Source organism: Ruegeria sp. SCP11 (assembly GCF_040329455.1).
Classification (GTDB): domain Bacteria; phylum Pseudomonadota; class Alphaproteobacteria; order Rhodobacterales; family Rhodobacteraceae; genus Ruegeria; species Ruegeria atlantica_E.
Genome location: NZ_JBDZYG010000015.1, coordinates 63,325 through 78,076 on the forward strand (window position 1 = coordinate 63,325; position 14,752 = coordinate 78,076).

13 protein-coding genes and 1 pseudogene are annotated in these 14,752 nt (G+C 55.5%); 4 read left to right on the top strand and 10 right to left on the bottom strand.

Annotation, left to right across the window (positions count from 1 at the left end):
• Positions 1-179 precede the first annotated feature (179 nt).
• Genes lpdA through ABLN94_RS19955 form a run of 5 tightly spaced genes read right to left on the bottom strand, consistent with a single transcriptional unit; the run spans position 180 to position 6,117 of the window.
• Positions 180-1,538 carry a dihydrolipoyl dehydrogenase gene (gene lpdA, locus ABLN94_RS19935; protein WP_352995771.1) on the bottom strand — a complete coding sequence of 453 codons (1,359 nt, stop codon included), beginning with the start codon at positions 1,536-1,538 and terminating at the stop codon, positions 180-182.
• Complete coding sequence (locus ABLN94_RS19940) at positions 1,539-2,792, bottom strand: dihydrolipoamide acetyltransferase family protein (RefSeq protein WP_352995773.1); 1,254 nt, start codon at positions 2,790-2,792, stop codon at positions 1,539-1,541.
• A gap of 3 nt (positions 2,793-2,795) precedes the next feature.
• Positions 2,796-3,809, bottom strand: a complete 1,014-nt coding sequence (locus tag ABLN94_RS19945) for an alpha-ketoacid dehydrogenase subunit beta (RefSeq protein WP_352995775.1) — start codon at positions 3,807-3,809, stop codon at positions 2,796-2,798.
• A gap of 2 nt (positions 3,810-3,811) precedes the next feature.
• Positions 3,812-5,047: a 3-methyl-2-oxobutanoate dehydrogenase (2-methylpropanoyl-transferring) subunit alpha gene (locus ABLN94_RS19950; RefSeq protein WP_170486746.1), complete on the bottom strand. Its 1,236-nt coding sequence runs from the start codon at positions 5,045-5,047 to the stop codon at positions 3,812-3,814.
• A complete protein-coding gene (locus ABLN94_RS19955) occupies positions 5,044-6,117 on the bottom strand; it encodes a Glu/Leu/Phe/Val dehydrogenase family protein (protein ID WP_352995777.1) in 1,074 nt (357 codons plus the stop codon). Before ABLN94_RS19955 ends, ABLN94_RS19950 begins: the two co-directional genes overlap by 4 nt.
• A gap of 144 nt (positions 6,118-6,261) precedes the next feature.
• Here ABLN94_RS19955 and ABLN94_RS19960 point away from each other — a divergent pair, with 144 nt between their 5' ends.
• A complete protein-coding gene (locus tag ABLN94_RS19960) occupies positions 6,262-6,714 on the top strand; it encodes an Lrp/AsnC family transcriptional regulator (RefSeq protein ID WP_352995857.1) in 453 nt (150 codons plus the stop codon).
• A 256-nt stretch (positions 6,715-6,970) separates the two neighbouring features.
• Here the strand turns inward: ABLN94_RS19960 and ABLN94_RS19965 are convergent.
• Both ABLN94_RS19965 and ABLN94_RS19970 read right to left on the bottom strand, forming a co-directional pair.
• Positions 6,971-7,332 (bottom strand): annotated as a pseudogene (locus tag ABLN94_RS19965) (formate dehydrogenase accessory sulfurtransferase FdhD); the annotation flags it as partial.
• Positions 7,224-7,715 carry a formate dehydrogenase accessory sulfurtransferase FdhD gene (locus ABLN94_RS19970; RefSeq protein ID WP_352995779.1) on the bottom strand — a complete coding sequence of 164 codons (492 nt, stop codon included), beginning with the start codon at positions 7,713-7,715 and terminating at the stop codon, positions 7,224-7,226. The gene ABLN94_RS19970 and the pseudogene ABLN94_RS19965, both read right to left, overlap by 109 nt.
• 266 nt (positions 7,716-7,981) lie before the next feature.
• On the opposite strand from ABLN94_RS19970, the gene ABLN94_RS19975 reads away from it, so the two are divergent.
• Positions 7,982-8,179, top strand: a complete 198-nt coding sequence (locus ABLN94_RS19975; RefSeq protein ID WP_352995781.1) for a hypothetical protein — start codon at positions 7,982-7,984, stop codon at positions 8,177-8,179.
• A gap of 561 nt (positions 8,180-8,740) precedes the next feature.
• Here ABLN94_RS19975 and ABLN94_RS19980 read toward each other — a convergent pair.
• The 3 genes from ABLN94_RS19980 to ABLN94_RS19990 are packed head-to-tail and all read right to left on the bottom strand — an operon-like array spanning position 8,741 to position 13,181.
• The gene (locus ABLN94_RS19980) at positions 8,741-8,953 is read right to left on the bottom strand and encodes a hypothetical protein (RefSeq protein ID WP_352995783.1); all 213 of its coding nucleotides are present in this window, start codon (positions 8,951-8,953) and stop codon (positions 8,741-8,743) included.
• A 47-nt stretch (positions 8,954-9,000) separates the two neighbouring features.
• Positions 9,001-12,084 (bottom strand): efflux RND transporter permease subunit, encoded by a 3,084-nt coding sequence (locus ABLN94_RS19985; RefSeq protein WP_352995785.1) that lies wholly within the window; start codon positions 12,082-12,084, stop codon positions 9,001-9,003.
• On the bottom strand, positions 12,084-13,181 hold the full coding sequence (locus ABLN94_RS19990) for an efflux RND transporter periplasmic adaptor subunit (RefSeq protein ID WP_352995787.1): 1,098 nt from the start codon (positions 13,179-13,181) through the stop codon (positions 12,084-12,086). The genes ABLN94_RS19985 and ABLN94_RS19990 overlap by 1 nt, the downstream gene beginning before the upstream one ends.
• Before the next feature lie 618 nt (positions 13,182-13,799).
• Here ABLN94_RS19990 and ABLN94_RS19995 point away from each other — a divergent pair.
• Together ABLN94_RS19995 and ABLN94_RS20000 are read left to right on the top strand one after the other, a co-directional pair.
• The gene (locus ABLN94_RS19995) at positions 13,800-14,057 is read left to right on the top strand and encodes a YjhX family toxin (protein ID WP_352995789.1); all 258 of its coding nucleotides are present in this window, start codon (positions 13,800-13,802) and stop codon (positions 14,055-14,057) included.
• A gap of 9 nt (positions 14,058-14,066) precedes the next feature.
• Positions 14,067-14,588, top strand: coding sequence for a GNAT family N-acetyltransferase (locus ABLN94_RS20000; RefSeq protein ID WP_352995791.1), 522 nt, complete (start codon positions 14,067-14,069; stop codon positions 14,586-14,588).
• Positions 14,589-14,752 lie beyond the last annotated feature (164 nt).

The following is a 14,752-nucleotide window of genomic DNA, read 5'->3' on the forward strand; positions in this document are numbered from 1 at the left end:
TCACTCTCCGCGGATTTTGCCGACTCGCGCGAATTTGGCGGTGCACAGAGGGCAGCATCACTGGCTCTAGCTGATGCTGTTTAGACCTTATCTGGCAACAACCAGAAAAGGTCGGATCAGTATGCCCAACTCAAACTTCGCGACTTGGTAGCCGGATGTTGGGCATCACTTTCTTGTTTTTAAATGTGTAAGGCGTGACCGAGCGCCCTCAAGCAGGCCTCTTGCAGGCCTTCGGAATGGGTCGGGTGGGCGTGAACAGTCGAACCTATGTCTTCCAGACAGGAGCCCATCTCGATAGCAAGCGAAAAGGCGGCGGACATCTCTGATAACCCAGTACCGACGGCCTGAATGCCTACAACTGCATGGTCACTTTCCCGCCAGACAACGCGGATGAAACCCTCTTCGCGCTCGGTGGTCATTGCTCGTCCGTTTGCAGACAACGGGAATTCGGTGGATTTGGTGCCTTGAATTTCATCGGGCAGAGCGCCGCAGGTCACGATTTCAGGATCAGTGAAACACACTGCTGGAATGGCGCGTTTGTCCCACTCGACCGAGTGGCCCGCGACGTGTTCCGCCACCATTTCGCCTTGAGCCATGGCACGATGCGCCAGCATCGGTTCGCCGGTCACGTCGCCAATGGCGTAGATACCGCGCATGGAGGACTGGCAATACTTGTCGATCCGGATGAAGGGTCCGTCTTGGGTCAGTGCCAGTTCCTCGATCCCGATCCCGACTGTTCGGGGACGGCGACCGACGGTAACCAGTATTTTTTCAGCAGCAACGTCCCCCTGATCGGTTTTCAGCATGCCATTATCAAAGCCTTGCGCGCGCGTGCCGGTCATCACCGAAACCCCAAGTGCATCTAGCCGTCTGGCAACGGGGCGGGTCAGCGCTTTGTCGTAAAGGGGCAGAATAGCGTCCTCGGCCTCGACCAATGTGACACGGGTACCAAGCTTGGCAAACACCGTGCCCAGTTCCAGACCGATATAGCCGGCGCCGACCACTGCGAGGCTATCGGGGATGTCCGTCAGGCTCAGGGTCTCGGTCGAGGACAAGATCGGACCGCCAAAGGGCAGGGATGGTAATTCGACAGGAGCGGAGCCGGAAGCGATAACGATATGTTCGGCGCGGATGGTGCGCGTTTCGCCGTTATGTTTCACTTCGACGGTCTTGCCGTCAACAAATCGCGCTTGTCCGCTGACAAACCGCGCTCCGGCTTTCTTCATCAACCCGGTTACACCCGAATTGAGACGATTTACGATACCATCCTTCCAAGCGATCGTCTTGGATATGTCGATGATGGGATTGCTGGTTGAGATTCCCAGTGGGCCATCTGATACGGTAGAGACCTTGTGAAATTCATCGGCAGCGTGAATCAAGGCCTTTGATGGAATACAGCCCACGTTTAGGCACGTTCCTCCGGGTTTACCTTCGTCCACCACAACGGTGTCGATACCCAACTGACCGGCACGAATGGCGCAGACATAGCCGCCTGGCCCGGCACCGATGATCAGCAGTTTACAAACGATATCTGACATTCAGCCCTCGACAAACAACATAGCCGGCGTTTCCAGCAGGGTTTTCAGTTTCTGCACAAAGACCGCCGCGTCCCAGCCATCGACGACCCGGTGATCGAAGGAACACGACAGGTTCATCATCTTGCGCGGTTGGAATTGCTGCCCGTCCCAAACTGGCCGGATCTGCATTTTATTGACACCGACAATGGCCACTTCGGGGTGGTTGATGATCGGTGTGGTAACAAGTGCGCCAAGCGGGCCCAACGAAGTGATGGTGATGGTGCCACCGGTCAAGTCTTCGCGTTTGATTGAACCGTCGCGGGCGGCCTCAGCCAACCGAGCAACCTCAGAAGCGTTGTCCCAAAGACTGCCGGCCTCGGCATGATGCACCACCGGAACGTTCAGCCCCTGTGGCGTCTGCGTGGCGATGCCCACATGCACGCCACCGTGATGATAGATCACGCCGGCCTCGTCATCGAACCGTGCGTTTAGACCGGGTTGTTCGCGGACCGCTTCGACAATGGCTCGGATAAGGAACGGCAGCAACGTCAGCTTGGCTCGCTCCCCGGCGTGCTTTTTGTTCAGTGCAGCGCGTAAGTCTTCCAGCGCCGACATCTCGACTTCCTCGACGATGGTGATGTGCGGAATCTGCCGCTTCGACAGTGCCATTTTTTCCGCGATCTTTCGGCGCATGCCGATCACGCGCACCTCTTCAACGCCAGTGTTCCGGCCTCGGGTTACGCCACCCTGCTGGATTCCACCCGAAGCGATCCAGTTGTCCAGATCGCCGTGACTTATCCGCCCAGCAGGTCCAGTGCCGGGGACTTGGCGCAGGTCGATCCCTTCTTCACGGGCGCGGGCGCGTACAGACGGAGCTGCTAGCGGTTTGGTTCCGTTCGTGCGGGAAACTGGTTTGGCGGCCGCAACGGGTTCCTCCGATTGCACAGGTTCAGGCGGTGGAGTCGTTTCTTTTTCAACGGGCTCCGATCGGGTTGGTGCAACTTCTGCCGGGGTCTCGGTCTCATTGCCTTCCCCTTCAACCTCGATGCGGATGAGAACCGAACCAATGGCCATCATCTGGCCGATCTCGCCGCCCAGTTCCAGCACCTTACCCGAGACCGAGGAGGGAACCTCGACCGCGGCCTTGTCGGTCATAACTGCGGCCAAAATGTCATCTTCGCGAACTAGGTCACCCGGTTTGACATGCCACTCGGTCAGTTCCGCCTCGGCGATACCTTCGCCGACATCTGGCAGACGGATTGCAAACACGCCCATGGATCAGTCCTCCATGACTTTTTTCAGTGCCTCGCCAACCCGTGCGGGGCCTGGGAAATACTCCCATTCCTGAGCGTGCGGGTAGGGGGTATCCCAGCCCGTGACACGGATAATCGGAGCTTCGAGGTGATAAAAACAGCTTTCCTGCACCAGCGACATCAACTCAGCACCAAAGCCAGAAGTGCGAGTCGCTTCGTGAACGATCACGCAGCGGCCTGTTTTTTTGACAGAAGAGGTGATCGCGTCCAGATCCAACGGCATCAGGGTGCGTAGGTCCAATACCTCGGCGTCTATTCCGGTTTCCTCTGCTGCGGCTTGGGCAACGTAAACCATTGTGCCATAAGCCAGCACCGTAACATCGGCGCCTTCCCGACGGATCGCGGCCTTGCCCAAGGGCACAATGTCATCCCCGTCAGGCACATCCCCCAGCGGGTGGTTCTTCCAGCTGACAAGCGGGTTTTCGTGATGCCCGTCGAAGGGGCCGTTATAGAGCCGCTTGGGTTCGAGAAAAATCACCGGATCGGGATCGGCGATGGACGCCAGCAGCAGGCCTTTGGCATCGCGCGGATTGGACGGCATTGCCACTTTCAGCCCTGAAACATGAGTAAACAGAGCCTCTGGGCTTTGACTGTGGGTCTGACCCCCGAAGATACCGCCGCCCGTAGGCATACGGATAACGATCGGGCAGGTGAAATCTCCATTCGACCGGTGCCGCAGACGCGCCGCCTCGGAAACGATCTGGTCATAGGCCGGATAGACGTAATCGGCGAACTGGATCTCGATCACAGGTTTCAAACCATAGGCCGCCATGCCGATCGCGGTGCCGACAATCCCGGCTTCATTGATCGGCGCGTCAAAACAGCGGGATGTTCCGTATTTCGCCTGCAAGCCAGCGGTGCAGCGGAACACTCCACCGAAATACCCGACATCTTCGCCATAGACGACGACACGTTTATCTGCTTCCATCGCGACGTCATGGGCTTCGCGAATGGCTTCGATCATGGTCATCTTGGCCATGGTCAGAACCCCGCTTCCTGGCGCTGCCGAATTAGATGCGGCGGCATTGTCTCGTAGACGCCTTCAAACATGTCCCGCGGCGAGGGTTGCTTGCCGGAGGCGAGCGTTCCCACGGCCTCAGCTGTTTTCTGGGCGGTTTTGACCTCGTCCAGAACCTCCGCCTCGGCCTGCAGATGGCGGTCCTCGCTCCATTCGCCCAGAACGATCAGGTGCTGCTTCAGCCGCTCGATCGGATCGCCTAGCGGCCATGCGGCAGCTTCACGTCGCGAGCGATAGGCCGAAGGATCGTCACTTGTCGAGTGCCCGCCAGCGCGATAGGTCACATGCTCGATCAGAGTGGGCCCAAGACCTAGGCGCGCGCGTTCGCAGGCCCATTTGGCCACAGCATGCACAGCCAGATAATCGTTTCCGTCGACCCGGATCGATGCAATGCCGAACCCGTGGCCACGCGCCGCAAAGGTGCCGACGCCCCCGCGTGCGATGCCCTGAAACGTGGAAATCGCCCATTGGTTGTTGACAATGTTAAGCACGACCGGTGCTTTGTAGGTTGAGGCAAAAACCATTGCCGCGTGGAAATCGCTTTCGGCGGTCGATCCGTCCCCGATCCAGCCTGCGGCGATCTTCGTGTCCCCGGAAATCGCCGACGCCATTGCCCAGCCGACGGATTGCACGAATTGCGTGCCAAGATTACCCGAGATCGAAAAGAACCCATGCTCCTGCGACGAATACATGATCGGCAATTGCCGTCCATGCAGTGGGTCTTCGGCGTTCGAGAAGATCTGGTTCATCATCGTGACCATCGGATAGTCACGTGCAATCAGCAGCCCCGCCTGCCGGTAGGTCGGGAAGTTCATGTCACCGGGGCGCATCGCGCGGGCAAAGGCGCAGGATACGGCCTCTTCGCCGAGGTGTTGCATGTAAAAGCTGGTTTTGCCCTGCCGCTGCGCGGTCAGCATGCGGGCGTCATAGGTGCGCAGAGTCAACATATGGCGCAGGCCCTGACGCAGCTCGTCGACACTCAACGCGCCGGCCCAATCGCCCACAGCAGCGCCTTCTTTGTTGAGAACACGCACGATGGAAAAGGCCATGTCGCGGATCGAATCCGGGTCTGCATCGACCGGAGGTCTCGGCACGGCCCCCGCCTGCGGAATTTCGAAATCCGAAAAGTCGGGAGTGTCGCCAGGGCGGCAACCCGGTTCAGGCACATTCAGCGAAAGAGGGTTCGTATCTTCTGTCATGCAGTCAACTCCCGCTGGTCGGCTTCGCCGCGTGCAAGGATATCACGAACGATCTCGTCAGCTACCTGTGTTGTGGATTTGCCCGTCTGGTTGGACAGATCCAAAATCTCCCGGATACGAGTTGCGACCTCATTCAGCCGTGCATCGCGGTAGGCTTTTCCCGCATGGTGAATTTCGCTGGCCACACTAATGATACCGCCCGCATTGACCACGTAATCGGGTAGATACCGGATGTCCCGCGCGCGCAGAATCTGTGCGACGCCATCGTCGGCCAGTTGGTTGTTCGCGGCACCGCAGATCAGCCTTGCGGAGATTTTTCCGGCGGTTTCTGACGTCAGGATGCCCCCAAGCGCACACGGGGCAAAAATGTCCATCGGCACGTCGATTACCTTATCAACAGCGCAAATTTCGGCGCCAAGTGTGGTACGAGCCCGGTCCAGCGCAGCTGCATTGATGTCGGACACGATCAGGGTCGCGCCGGCCTGGTGCAGCTTTTCAGCGAGCGACATGCCGACATGACCGAGGCCCTGAACGAGAACCCTGCGATCCGCCAAATCAGAGGTTCCAAATACCTCTTCGGCGCCGACTTTCAGACATTGGAACACACCTTCAGCCGTAAAGGGTGAAGGATCGCCGCTACCATGCTCTCCGTGATCCAACCCGACAGCATATTGGGTTTCCTCGGCGACTATGCGCATATCCTCAGGAGATATACCAACGTCCTCAGCCGTGTAGTATTCCCCGTTCAGGTCGTTCACCGCCCGCCCGAAGGAACGCAACAAGGGCTCGGTCTTGTCCCGCTGCGCATTGCCTATGATCACGGATTTGCCCCCGCCAAGTCCCAGCCCGGCAACTGCGTTCTTGGCTGTCATGCCTTTGGCGAGCCGCAGAACATCCGCTCGTGCTTCTTCGCGAGTGTCATAACTCCACATCCTGCATCCGCCCGCGGCCGGTCCACAAATCGTAGAATGGATGCAAATGTAAGCAGCCAGCCCGGTGTCAGGGTCTTCGGCAAAAACAAGACGTTCGTAGTCGGCTGGCGCTGGCTCTTCAGTGATGGTCAGGGTCATTCTATATCCCGGCGCGTAAATTTTTTTAAATTGCCTTAATAGTTTAATCTCTGGAGCGGAGTTCAAAAATCACTATCTGGCGAGTAATTTGATTAATAATAGCAAAAAATGCTATGAGAATCAAAAATGGTAGTGTTTTCGACTATGGATGAAGTCGATAGAGAGATTTTACGTGAACTTCAAAAAGACGGACGAATGCCTGTTGTGCAGCTTGCCGACAGGGTTGGACTGTCGGTAACGCCATGCAAACGCCGATTGGCTCGGTTGGAGGATAGTGGCCTGATTTCAGGCTATGCCGCTCAGATCGACCGAAAGGTCGCTGGATTCGGAATAACCGTATTTGTATCGGTTGAGCTGGAACGGCAGGACGCAGACAAGATTTCCGAGTTTCAGCGACAGGTGGCACTCTTCGAAGAAGTTGTGACCGGAACGTTGATGACGGGCGCGCAAGACTTTTTGCTTGAGGTCGCTGTTGGGAGCCTTGAGGAGTTCGAGACATTTCTGCAAACCAAACTCATGCGGCTGCCCGGGCTTCGAGTCGTTCGCTCGCGTTTTGCTTTGCGCAAATTCATTGACAGGGCGCGCATCCCATACTGACGGCCATCCCGCCTTTGCGACAGATTTAGAAGTCTCGTCAGAAGAAGAAATCATGAGTTGTGGCAAAGGGGGGCGGTTTAATGTCCGTGCACGACTAAAACCAACCCATTTAGGTATTTTCATACTGGTTCCAGGCGAGCCTTCTGCTGGCTATTCCTCGGGGGCATTAGGCTTGCCTTCCCATTTCGCTCGGCTCACTACTTCCTCCAGAGAATTGCGTTTAAAGGTGCTGGCGTCGCTTGGATGCGAATGCTGGTCAAACCGTGCGCAAAACACGATATTCGTGTGTAAACACAGCGCATTCGGACTGCTTTGTATTGACCACCAGAGTAATGCCGGCCTGATCCGCAAGATCCACTGCAAGGGCTGTCGGAGATGATGCTGCAATCAGAATCGGGCAGCCCAAAAAAGTGGTTTTCTGCACCAGTTCCAGCGACACGCGTGAGGTCATTACCACTGCCCTGTGGCCGGGTTGATGCCTGTTCGGATCAGGGCAACCAGCAGCTTGTCTAGTGCATTGTGGCGCCTGACATCTTCGCGCGCCATGACAATTCCGTGCTCGGGCAACAGAAAGCCAGCCGCATGGGTTGATCGCGTGCGATCATGCAATCGCTGATGATCACGTTGCAACTCGGGTACATGCGCCACTTCGTTAGCCCCGATCCGTAGTGATGTATCTGCGATAGGCGTAGGGAGCGCGCCACCTGTTCCAGACTATCAATGCCGCACAGCCCGCATCCCACTGGCCTCAATATCACGCGTCGCCGGGCCGCGACTTTTTCGGATGCCTGCTCATTCAACCAGACCCGCGCTTCAATACCCGTCTTGTGCGCGACCTGTTCATATTCCGCGATATCGTCAGCCTCTGAGATGAATGCTTCGGTCACCGCAAAACCCAAGTCAAAATCGTGAATGTCTTCCGGGGAGGTTATCTTCACCGCTGCCGTGGTGCCGTTAAACACCAGCGCAACTGGAACCTCCTGCGCCAGGTTCCAGCACACAGTCGCGCCGCCAGGGCGGCGGTTGGCCGGGACTATCCGCGATGCGAGATATTGAACTTCAGGGCTTTCCCGGAACGGTGCGGTCCTGTCGGACTTACTCCGGCGAGGGCATTATGACCCCGTTCCGTCAAAGAAAAGAACACGCTTTGAGACCGATTCTGCCGGTCATCAAGGGCGATCAGTCGATGGTTTTCCGCCAATGACACACACTCTCTCAACACCAGCACATGTGCAACGCCAATCCTGGCTGCAAAGCTGCGGGGGTCTTGGCCGATCAGTATAACCGCCGAACGGTGGTTCGGATCAGCGCGATCCGGATAGTAGTGCTCAGCCTGATGATCGGGACTTTGGCTTATAATCCCTACTACTACATTCTGTTTGGATTTGCGGTTCTGGGGCTGGCCTATGGTCAGGCCGGTGGGATTGTACCCAAGCGGTTCCCCAAAAAAGTACCGCTATTCTGACTCGGCCATGGCGACCAACCAGTCGTGAATCATCGGCGCAGCGTTTGCGCCGCTGGTCGGAATTGGCCTGACTGCGTTGGCGGGACTGTGGGCGGCGGGTTTATACCTGTTGTCCGGTGCTCCGGTGACGTTTGCAGCCCTTTTCCTGCTGGAAAAACGCGGGTCGGAAGAGGACGCGGAAAAGACCACTTGAAAAACGCTGTGTGCGGGTTGGGCCGCGCACTACTGAGGATGTTGTCAGAAGAACATAGGGCGAGACGGGTAGGTGGCTCAATAATTGGGGTGAGAATTTCCTTCGGCCATTCCGGCGAAGAGCATGCGTGTTGTGACATTTCAGGCGTATGCAAATTTGCAGAAGCTCGCCGGTATTCAGTCCTCTGCCTACAGCCACTTCAACCAAGATCGATTTCGCAGCGGCCGTGGCACATTAAAGCTGATCGGTCCACCGCTCTGATCGAGTGGCGGGATCTTTCGTATCTGCTAAACGACAACTCTAAGGGGCTACCTGAGACTGGTTCGAATTCGCATGACGGCACTCTGGTTAAGGCCGCCTTTCCAACCTCACTTTGGAGCTTCACCAAAGTAACCTCCAAAGAACGCTATCATTGCCAACAACACACCTAACAGTATTGCGATTACCCAAAGTGCACCGCTGCCTTTGGCATAATACCCTAACGACAGGAGGCCCACGACGAAGATTCCAACTAAAAAGAACAGTACCGTATTGTCCAATTTACGCTCCCCAAAGCAAACGCTGCTCGAGTTCTCAACCATTTTCCTCTCTTAGCTACCGGGCTGAACCAAAGACCAAATCAAGCGGCCTAGGATGTAGGGCGAATGCCGTTCAGCGTGGCAAATAATACTGGGACGAGGATCATTGTGAGCATCGTTCCCACGGTTAGACCGCCCATGATCGTAACGGCCAGGCCCACCCAGAACACGTCCGGCAGCAGTGGGATAACTCCTAGAACGGTCGTTGCAGCAGCCAGAACAACTGGACGAAGCCTTGAAGCACCGGCGTTCAATACAGCGTCGTAACCCGGCTGACCTTCAGCCAGGTTATCGTTGATCTGATCAATCAAAACGATCGCGTTTTTGATCATCATGCCCGCCAAACTCATGCCTCCAAGTAGAGCGACAAACCCAAATGGAGTGTTGGTGAGAAGTAAGCTTGGAACGATCCCTATGAGTACGAATGGCACTGTCAAGAAGATGGTCAGCGGTCTGCGATACGAATTGAACAGCCCAACCACGATAAGCGCCATGACCGAAAACGCGGGTATCATTCCCGGTATCAATGACGCTTGCGCAGACACGGTGTCCTCGTACTCGCCACCCCATTCCATGCTGTAACCCGGCGGAAGATCTGCTTCCAAAGCTTCAAAATCGGCCAGAACGGCCGCGCGATAGCTTGGCAAAGTCACACTGTCGATCGGATTGGCTTGAACGGTCAGAGTCCGGCGCCGGTCACGGCGATTGATCGTGGGATCTTCTGGATGAACATTCACGCCACGAACAACTTGCGCCAAGGGTACGGGTTCGACCGAAAACGGCGACTGCAATTGCAGCAATTCGAAGTTGTCCACCGCTGCCACGTCTTCCGCACCAGGGCGAACGATAATTGGAAGCAACTCGTCGCCTTCGCGGTAGAGGCCAACTGAACGTCCGTCGAACGCGCGTTTTGTCGTGTTTCCGAGGTCTTCATAGGTGATGCCCGTCCATCGCGCTCGGTCCTGATCATAGTCAGGAACGGTTTTGAGAACGCGGTTACGCCAATCGGTGCGCGCCACTTTGGTCCACTGATGTTGGTCCAGTATTGCAACAGCCCTGTCGCCAATTTCGCGTAAAGTCTCGGGATTGGCATCCGCTGGGCCGATGATGCGATTTTCGAACGCCCACGTATTGCTGGGGCCGACGCCAAACTGGCGTGTGAAAGAGGTCGCCTCGGGCAAGTTGGCCGATATCCAAAGCGAGATATCTTTGGTCATCTCAGGTATGTCGCGGTAATCCTCCACATTCACGATGACTTGCGCGTAGGACGGATTGGTGCCTTCTGGGTCAACCGGCAGGTAGAAACGCGGCGGCCCAGCGCCGATGAAGCTTGCGATACCTGTCACGCGATCATCCATTTCCACCTGTTCTTCGATCCGGGTGATGGCTTCGGAGACAGCTTCGATCCGAGTTCCCTCAGGCGCGTAATAGTCGATCATGTATTTGGTCATGGACGAGGTCGGGAAAAACAGTTGCGTGACAGACCCAAAACCCACCCCGGCAATGACCAGAGCACCCACGGCCACTCCGATGGTCAGGTAGCGAACCCGGATCGCAGCGGCTAGAAAACGGCGGTAAACGGCATAGAAGCCCGTATCGAAAGTTTCACTGCTGTCCCCTTTTGGCTCTGGCAGCATGGCAACGCATTGCAATGGCGTGACCGTCATCGACAACAGCCAACTGACCAACAGCGCAATGCCAACGACCGAGAAGAGTGTTCGGCAGTATTCCCCGGCACTCTCAACCGACGCAAATATGGGATAGAAGGCCATCACCGCGACAAAGGTTGCACCTAGCAGCGACATGGCGGGACGGGTGGCAGCGTCAATCGCGGCTTTTGCGCGATCCATTCCCTGAGACATCCGAACCATTGCACCGTCTGCGACAACGATCGAGTTGTCTACCATCATACCCAGCGCAATGATTAGCGCACCCAACGACATCCGTTGAAGGTCGATGCCCAGCGCTGCCAGTGGAATGAAGGTAGTGAGTATTGTCAGGATCAGCCCGCTACCGATTATGAACCCCATCCGAAGGCCCATCGCCAGAGTCAAAACGATCAAAACGATTGCGACGGCTTGGCCAAGGCTTATTAGGAAACTACTGACTGCCAGGTTCACGTCATCGGACTGCCAATGTACGCGTTCAACCTCGATACCAACAGGCAAGCCCGCGATCAGCTCAGCTACTCGTGCATCTACCGCTTCTCCAACGCTGACGACATTGACGCCAGACTGAAATGATATCGCCAGGCCAATGGAAGGAAGACCGTTGTAGCGCATCATGGTCGTAGGTGGATCGGCATAGCCTTCCTTGACCTCAACGATTTCACCCAGCCGCAGCAGCTCTGGTCCCCGGCTTTGACCGCTTTGGGCCTGATCCAGACCGCTTGGTCGAACAACCAGATCCGCGATGTCGTTAGGGCTGGTAAAGGTACCGCTTGGCGCAATGCGCATACGATAGTCGCCGATATTCACCCGTCCTGCGTCCACAATTGCGTTCTGGGTCTGCAAGGTATTGAGGATGGTCTGAGCCGAAACACCCAGAGCCGCCAGAGCTTCTTCGCGCGTTTCCAGATAGATGACCCTGTCACGTTCCCCCCACAGGTCGACGCGTCCTACACCGTCGATCAAAGAAAGCTCGCGCTTGAAGTCTTCGGCGAACCCGTCGAGTTCCTGAGCCGAGAACCCATCTGAGGTCATCGCCAAAAGAAGACCGAAGACATCGCCGAAATCATCGTTGATTGCGGGACGGCCTGCTCCCGGGGGCAGGTCTGTTTCAACGTCTCTGACTTTGCGGCGCAGCGTGTCCCAGATTTGCGGCAGTTCGTCGGACCAATAGTTCGGGCGAATCTCGACTTTGATGGTCGAAAGCCCGGCCCTGCTTTCGCTTGAGATGTAGTCGATTTCTTTGATCTCTTGCAGCTTAAGCTCGATCCGCTCCGTAACCTCTTGCTCAACTTCTTCAGGACTCGCTCCTGGATAGGGGGTGGTTACAACCGCAGTCTTGATAGTGAATTCAGGGTCTTCCAACTGTCCAAGGCTGAAGAACGCTGAAACGCCGCCCAATGTGAGCATAACAACTGTAAACCAGATGAATTTGGCGTTGCGGATGGAGAATGCGGCGAGATCCATTACTCTTCATCCTCAGCGAGAAGCGAAACCTTCTGACCTTCTCGCAGAGAATTTGCCCCTGCAGTAACAACGACGTCTCCGAACTCCAGGCCTTCGCTGACAGCAACCCCCTGCGACCGGGGTGTGCCAAGAGCAACTTTCCGCGCACTCACAGTTTCGGAGCCGGTATCAAACACCCATACATGAGGATCGGTTTCCCCCTCAGGGACAAAAACTGCGCTGGCCGGAACCATTATGGCATCGAACGGTTCATGCCCTTCTTTTGGTTTGCCTCGAACACGGCCCGCCATGCCGGGAAGGACAAGTGAGCCTTCGGGTTGTTGCATAATCAAGGTGACAGGAAAGGTTCGGGTCGTCGCCGAAGCCTCTGATCCGATCTCACTGATCTCGGCCGGTAGAACCACGTCCCCTAGCGCGTCAAAGGTGACCGTAATGTCCTCAACATGCGGTATAAGGGCAATGTATCGCTCGGGGATATCGATCACCACTTCGATGTGCTCTGCATCCAGAATTCGCAGAACCGGGGTCTGTGCGGCGACTTCCTCAAAATCTTCTATGTACTTAGCGACCACACGGCCATCAAACGGTGCCACAAGGCTTGTATAGGTCAAGTCCAGCGTTGCCCGATCCAGCGCGCCTTGCACGGAATTGATTGCTGCCTGTGCCGATGTCTCACCCGCGACAAAGCGATCAAGTGTCGCCTGTGCAGCAACTTCCTTCTCGACCAAGGATCGCTGCCGATCAGTTTGCAGTTTGGCATTCTCGAATGTCGCTTGCGCGCTTGCAAGCTCGGCCGTAAGCCGATCAACCTCAGCTTGATATGGGGCAGGGTCCAGAGCCGCGACAACATCGCCTTTTTCTACTAGGTCGCCAACCTGCACGTCCACGCCAACAACATTGCCGGGCACGCGAAAAGCCAAAGATACTTCGCGCGCGGCTCTGGCTGTTCCGACAAAATAACGGTCATGTAAACTGGAAAGGTCGGATATCTCGGTTGCTCTAACGGGACGGATAACCGCCTCGGTCGTTTCTTCTTCTTTTTCCCAGCAGGCCGTCAGCAACAAGAAGGCAAATAAACCAACAGATAGTCTCTTCATTTTTCCCCCTCCAATGCCGGCTGTTTTCTTCTGGATGCCTCCGTGAAGGTGGCCTATCTAGAAAACTTAGTGCTAAAAGCTGTTGGAATTGTACGCGCTTATCTATCAAAGTCAAAAATCGGAATTTGTTGGGGAAATTTCAAAAAGAAACTTGATTGCGTCTTTTCAATTTACCAAGGCGTGAGCGGGTAAAACGACATTGCAGTATGACGGAGAGTCGGAACCGCCAGTTGTTATTATTAGTAGGACCGGAGACTGATTTTTCAAATCTATATTGTGGCAAACGACAAGAAATCCGCATAACAGCCGGTCGAACGACATGCAGCTGACGACGGCTTTGAGCCCAGGCCGACAAAGGTTTCCTATGCCGTGAAGGTCTGCTCAGTTCGTTCCGCACCAGTTTGGTGCAGTAAGCCAGTTGACGTTTCACAGATCGAAGATTACCTACGATGAACGCTTGAGGTGAGTCGCCTCTCGCAATGGAGATTTTATGAAAGAGACCCGGGCCTAACGCCCGTTCCTGGCGAAGAAAATACAGGAACACCAACATTGATAGGCACACTCACGCGCGATGCTGAGTGTCTTATTTGTGTACTTTCATAAAATCGAGACATCCCAATGAACATCTCAAAGCACGAGCAACGTGTTTTGCACGAACTCGCCTTAGGTGGTGAGATAAAATACTCGCGCGCCGACAACGGAAAGGTGCAATCCGTTCAGTGTTATACCCGTGACGGCTTTGTTTTCTCTGCCTGCACGTTGGACGTATTCAAACGTCTCAAAGACAAACGCTTCATCAAATCAAAAAATGGCCGCCCCTATCGGATTACGCATTTAGGGAACCAGTCCGTTCGCGCGCAAATGAACCAAAGATAGGAAAGAACTATGGACCACGCAGAAATCGAAGCCATCGTGGAAGTGCACAGAAAGGCGTTTGGAGAAACAGAGGGCGAAGAAACCGCACAGCTCGCTAAAAATTTTCTTGATCACCCGGACACGATCTCAATCAGTGTCAAAGGGGACGGGCAAGTAGCTGGCAACGTGCTGTTTACGCCCTTCGTCTTCGAGGAACACCCGGACGCGATATGCTACTTGCTCGCTCCTTGTGGCGTGTTGCCGGAGTTTCAGGGCCACGGCGTCGGCAAGGAATTGATTGAAACGAGTATCGAACACCTAAAGTCCATTGGAGCGGACGCTGTGTTCGTGTTGGGTGTTCCGACCTTATACCTTCGATATGGTTTCCTTCCGACCGACAAACAGACGCCTTACCCGGATTTGCTGACAGCACCAGAGGCATGGATGGAGCTTGCGTTGACAGCCGGAAAGGCCAAGAAATTGAGCGGTAAAACGAAGGCGATCCCGCAGTTTATGCGAGCGCATTGGTGGGATACTTCAGGGCGCGGGTGACGCCGTTTTCCTAGACCAGACATTTGGCATTGTTTGTCGAATGTCTGGTTCATTGCGTTTTGCCGTCGTTGGTGTGGTGAAATCCAACGTCCGGCACCGGCAACGTTGACCAGAAGAATAGTTTGAACAAACATCGAATTAGACAAACAATCTGACTTGGCAGG